Source organism: Burkholderia sp. Se-20378, from assembly GCF_017104665.1.
Taxonomy (GTDB): Bacteria; Pseudomonadota; Gammaproteobacteria; order Burkholderiales; family Burkholderiaceae; genus Burkholderia; species Burkholderia lata.
Window position 1 is genome coordinate 1 of record NZ_JAAGPG010000707.1, and the last position, 3,580, is coordinate 3,580.

The window sequence follows — 3,580 nt, forward strand, 5'->3', positions numbered from 1 at the left end:
TCGCGCTGTGGTTGCTGCTGCCGCTGCTCGGCCTGCTCGCGCTCGACTCGTGGCTCACGTACCAGCGCGCGATGAGCGCCGCGCACGTCGCGTTCGACCGCACGTTGTCGTCGTCGCTGAAGTCGATCCGCGAAGGCGTGCGGCTCAACGACGGCGAGATCGAGGTCGACCTGCCGTATCTCGCACTGGAAATGCTCGAATCGAGCGACGGCGGCAAGATCTACTACCTGATCCGCGAGGACAACGGCCACACGATCACCGGCTACCCGGACCTGCCGCTGCCGCAAGGGCGCGATGCGGGGGACGGCGCGCTGTTCGTCACGCGTTACTACGACGTCGTCTATCGCGGTGAGCAGTTGCGGATGGCCGCGCTACGGATCCCGGTGCACGACGTGCCGACCGCGCAGTCGCGGATCGTGTGGGTGATGGTCGGCGAGACGATCGAGGCGCGCCAGGCGCTCGCGCGCGAAATCCTGGTGGGGTCGCTGCTGCAGGAAGGATTGCTCGTCGTGCTGGCGCTCGGCATCGTGTGGCTCGGCGTCGGGCGCGGGCTGCGGCCGCTGAACCGGCTGTCGGCGACGGTCGCCGCGCGCAGCGAGGACGACACGACGCCGCTCGATACCGGCGCGGTACCGAGCGAACTCGCGCCGCTCGTCGAGTCGATCAACCAGTACATCGGTCGTACGCAGCGGATGCAGGTCGCAAGGCGTCGCTTTTTCGCGGATGCCGCCCATCAACTGAAGACGCCGCTCGCGGCCGTGCAGGCCGGCGTCGAGCTCGCGTTGCGGCCCGACGAGCAGCCGCGTGTGACCGGGCACCTACGGCGCGCGAACGGCGCGGTGCGGCAGGCCGCGAAGATCGTGCAGCAACTGCTGTCGCTGTCGCGGCTCGATTCGGACAGCGGCCATGCGGTCGCGCACAAGCCGGTCGCGCTGCACCGGCTCGCGCGCAGCGTGACGCTCGATTGGTCGCCGGTGGCCCGCGCGCGCGACATCGATCTCGGTTTCGAGCACGAGGCCGACCTCGACGTGCACGGGCAGGCCGACCTGCTCGGCGAGATGATCGGCAACCTGATCGACAACGCGATCCGTTATGCGGGCGACCGCGCGGTGATTACGGTGCGCGTATCGCGCGACGGCGAGCACGCGCGGCTCGACGTCATCGACAACGGGCCGGGCATTCCGGCGGACGAGCGCGACGCCGTGTTCGAGCGCTTCCATCGCGGCAGCAAGACGCAGACGGTCGAAGGGACGGGGCTCGGGCTGTCGATCGTGCGCGAGATCGCGCGGGTGCATCAGGGCAGCGTGACGCTGGCCGATGCGGCGGGTGGCGGGCTGGTCGTGACGATCCGGCTGCCGGCGGCGAGCGATGCCATGCAGCGCGCCGCGTGACGGTGAGTAGCGGTGCGGGAAGCGGCTGGCCGTTTGCGGCTGCTTCCCGATCGCGCGGATGTTAGGGGACGAGCGGTTTCGCGCTGCGTCTCAATCGCCGAACCCGATCTCCGCGTCCAGCGACTGACCAACCTCGAGCCACGTACCCACGCCTTCGACGACGATCGCATTGATGCCGAACGTCAGCTCGCCGTCGAAATTCGGGTTCGCGCGGTAGGTCTGCATCGTGTCGGTCGGCTCGTGCGGCCACGCAGGATCGGGCGCGCCGGTGACCTGGTCGATCGTCGGCATCGGGCAGCGCGTGCACAGCTTCACGAGGCGCAGCCGCACGGGCGTCGCGCCTTCCGTGTCGAAATGTTCGACGAAATCCTCTTCGTACGCGTCGAGATCCGACACCACGATGTTCGGGCGGAAGCGGTTCATCGGGATCGCCGGCGCGCCTTTTGCGGCGAGCCGTGCGTTCAGGTCGTCGAGCGACGACTGGCCGATCACGAGCAGCGGATAGCCGTCCGCGAACTGCGTGTGCGTATCGATCTCGCCGGTCCATTTGCGATTGCAGCCGCGGCGCGCGTCGGGGCCGAAGCGTGCGAGCTTCGTGGGCATGCCGAGGAATTCGGTGAGCCAGGCGGCCGTTTCGGCGCCCGTGTCGATCGCATCGACGGTGTCGCGCCACACGGTCGCGGCCATTTTCGGCGTGGCGGGCGATGCGTCGCCGTCGAGCGGCGTGCGGATCTCGCGCATGCCCGGCGCGTTCAGCACGAGCGCATCGCTGTCGAGCGCGGTGCGGATCAGCGCGAGGCGCGGGTGCGTGCGCTGCGTGATCATCTGCCCGGCAGGGTCGGTGATCAGCCAGTGGCGGTCATACGCCAGGCCCGTTTCGAGCAGTTGCGCGCGCGACAGCGCGATGCCGGCGCAGGATTTGATCGGGTAGACGAAGAGTTCGGCGATGGCTGGCATGACGCTGGCTGAAGGCGGATGGCGAGACTGCGATTGTGCCAGATCGTGCCGAAGCCGTTTGGACGGCTGTGTACCGTCGCGCGGCCGGTCATGCGAGCGGGAAGCCGGCGTCGAACGTCGCGCGCACGTCGAGCGGCTGGCGCAGCAGCCCGGCCTTCAGGTAGAAGTCGGCCGTGCGTTGTTGTTCGGCGATGACCGTCGCGTCGATCGGCAGCCAGCGCGTGTTCCGGCGCTCGAACTGCAGCTTCGCGGCCGCCGGCGGAATGCCGATGATGCGCGCGAGTGCGGCGGAATACGCGTCGGCATGCCGGTACGACCACGTCTGCGCGCGCACGACGCGCCGCAGGAAATCGTGCAGCACGTCGCGCTTCGATGCGATCGCCGCGTCGGTCGCCGCGAGATAGCTGAGGCCCGACCACAGCCCGCGGCCGTTGACGAGCACGCGCGCGCGGCCGCTCGTTTCGGCGAGCGCGGTATAGGGTTCCCAGGTCGCCCAGGCATCGATCGAACCGGTTGCGAGCGCAAGCATCGTGTCGGCCGGCGGCAGGAAGCGGAACGAGACGGCGTCGGGCGGCAGGCCGGCCGCGTCGAGCGCCTTCAGCGTGACGAAATGACCGATCGAGCCGCGCGTGGTGCCGATACGCTTGCCTTTGAGGTCGGCTGCGCCCTTCAGCGCCGCATCGGGCTGCACGAGCACGGCCGTGCCGTACGGGTCGGAACGGTTCGCGCCGATCACCTTGATGCGTGCGCCCGACGCGAGCGCGAAGATCACCGGCGCGTCGCCGATCGGGCCACAGTCGACGGCGGCCGCGTTCAGCGCTTCGGCGAGGGGTGCGGCGGCCGGAAACTCGGTCCACGCAATGTCGTACGCCAGGCCGTTCAGTTCGCCGGCCGCTTCGAGCAGCGCGCGCAGCCCGCCTTTCTGGTCGCCGGCGCGCAGCAGCGGCCGTGTGCCCGATTGAGCGCGCAGGGCAGCCGGGGCCGCGGCGATCGTCGCGAGTGCGCTCGCTTGGGCGAGGAAATGGCGTCGGGTCGGATTCATCGTGAAGCTCGGTCGGAAGAGAAGTTCAGGGATTCATCAATGTGGAAGCCCGGCCTGCACATCGCGCACGGGCTCGGTATCGACGCGCAGCAGCAGCGCAGTCAGCGGATCGCCGGTCGCCGCCGATACGGCCGGTCGTGCGGTGGCGTCCGAGCGGCACAGCAGGTCGGCATCCGACCAGCCGGCGCTG

General features: G+C 69.5%; 3 protein-coding genes and 1 pseudogene. 1 reads left to right on the forward strand and 3 read right to left on the reverse strand.

The window, feature by feature from the left end:
• Nucleotides 1–1,391, forward strand: a 1,391-nt coding sequence (locus tag G3N93_RS36355; RefSeq protein ID WP_206135177.1) for a sensor histidine kinase, incomplete at its 5' end; no start/stop codon positions are given.
• Between the two features lie 90 nt (nt 1,392–1,481).
• On the opposite strand, the gene G3N93_RS36360 is transcribed toward G3N93_RS36355, so the two are convergent.
• The 3 genes and pseudogenes from G3N93_RS36360 to G3N93_RS41885 all read right to left on the reverse strand — a co-directional run.
• Nucleotides 1,482–2,348 (reverse strand): MOSC domain-containing protein, encoded by an 867-nt coding sequence (locus tag G3N93_RS36360; RefSeq protein WP_174942444.1) that lies wholly within the window; start codon nt 2,346–2,348, stop codon nt 1,482–1,484.
• Nucleotides 2,349–2,436: 88 nt separating this feature from the next.
• Nucleotides 2,437–3,390: an ABC transporter substrate-binding protein gene (locus tag G3N93_RS36365; RefSeq protein ID WP_206125082.1), complete on the reverse strand. Its 954-nt coding sequence runs from the start codon at nt 3,388–3,390 to the stop codon at nt 2,437–2,439.
• A gap of 36 nt (nt 3,391–3,426) precedes the next feature.
• Nucleotides 3,427–3,580 (reverse strand): annotated as a pseudogene (locus G3N93_RS41885) (cytochrome c); the annotation flags it as partial.

Bases quoted from the DNA above. Each gene is read 5' to 3' on its own strand.
- G3N93_RS36365 (WP_206125082.1), bottom strand. From the start codon at position 3,390: ATGAATCCGACCCGACGCCATTTCCTCGCCCAAGCGAGCGCACTCGCG.
- G3N93_RS36360 (WP_174942444.1), bottom strand. From the start codon at position 2,348: ATGCCAGCCATCGCCGAACTCTTCGTCTACCCGATCAAATCCTGCGCC.